Here is a 1,069-nt window from a genome sequence, read left to right as displayed (position 1 = left end):
GTTCTTGGCCCCAAAGCCGGGGCAGAATCTCCCCATGCCGTTCGGGCCATGGAGGACGCGGTCAGGGCCACAGCCTCCTCGACGGGCTCGAGCGTCCGCTGCTCACGGGTACCCGACGGGCTCAGACGCAGCTCCTGCCCGCTCGCGCGACCGCCCGCGCGCAGCTCGGCGTGAACGGCCTCGGCCAGCGTCCGCTCGGGCAGCTCGACGTCGACGCCGAGGCTCAGCAGCTCGAAGCGCGCCAGCCCGGCGCCAGCCGAGCGGGCGAAGCCGGCCAGCGCCCCGAGCTCGGGCCGGGACTGATCGTCATCTCGAGCGTGGACGACGACGCAGCGGATCGGGCCGCGGAGCTCACCGGCTTCCGCCGCGCGCAGTAACTCGAGCACGGCGAAGCAGCACGGCTCGAGCTGGTCGGTGACGGCCGCGAGGTCCTCGCTCGTCGCCGCCAGCTCGGACGCCTGCCCGAGACCGGCGACGAACACGACGTCGAGCGATTCGGCGGCGGCGAGCTCGGCTTGGCGCGAGCGCAACGCGGCCGGATCGGCGACACAGATCACCCACTCCCAGCTGTCGAGATCGCGGACCGCGAGCTCGAGCGCCACGCTCGCGCCCACGAGCACGAGGGTCGCGGCCTCGCGCCCCCCAGCGGCGCTCGGGGCGATCGGGGCGATCGGGGCGATCGGGGCGGGCGCCCAGCTCGGCGCGTAGAAGCGCGGCCCCCCCTCGTCCTCGCTCGATGCTGGCAGCGCGCGGGGCTTGGGCTCCGCGCTCGCGCCGGGCAGGCGCCCGGCAAATTCGGTGAGGCGTGCGAGCACCCGACCCTCGCCGTCGCAGATCGTCAGCTCGAAGCGCTCGACCTCGCCCGCGCGGCCAACCGAGATCGCGTGGGCCCAACAGCTCGGGGGCAGCGGCTCGAACAGCTCGAGGGCGCCGAGGCTAAAGGGGATGGCCAACTCACCACGGCGCGGCGGCGCCTGGCGACCGACCCAGTGGCAGGCCCGCAGCGCGCCGTCGAGCAGCGCCGGCGGCAGCGCGACGCCGGGCTCAGACTCGGCGCCCGCGAGCCGCA

The 1,069-nt window shown here is 75.2% G+C and carries 1 protein-coding gene; it reads right to left on the bottom strand.

Going from position 1 to position 1,069, the window contains the following annotated elements:
* Nucleotides 1-1,069, bottom strand: a 1,069-nt coding sequence (locus DB30_RS40915) for a polyketide synthase dehydratase domain-containing protein (protein ID WP_146662981.1), incomplete at both ends; no start/stop codon positions are given.

Source organism: Enhygromyxa salina, from assembly GCF_000737335.2.
Taxonomy (GTDB): Bacteria; Myxococcota_A; Polyangia; order Nannocystales; family Nannocystaceae; genus Plesiocystis; species Plesiocystis salina_C.
The sequence above is the reverse complement of the archived record's forward strand: the minus strand, read 5'-3'. Positions and strand labels throughout refer to the sequence as shown.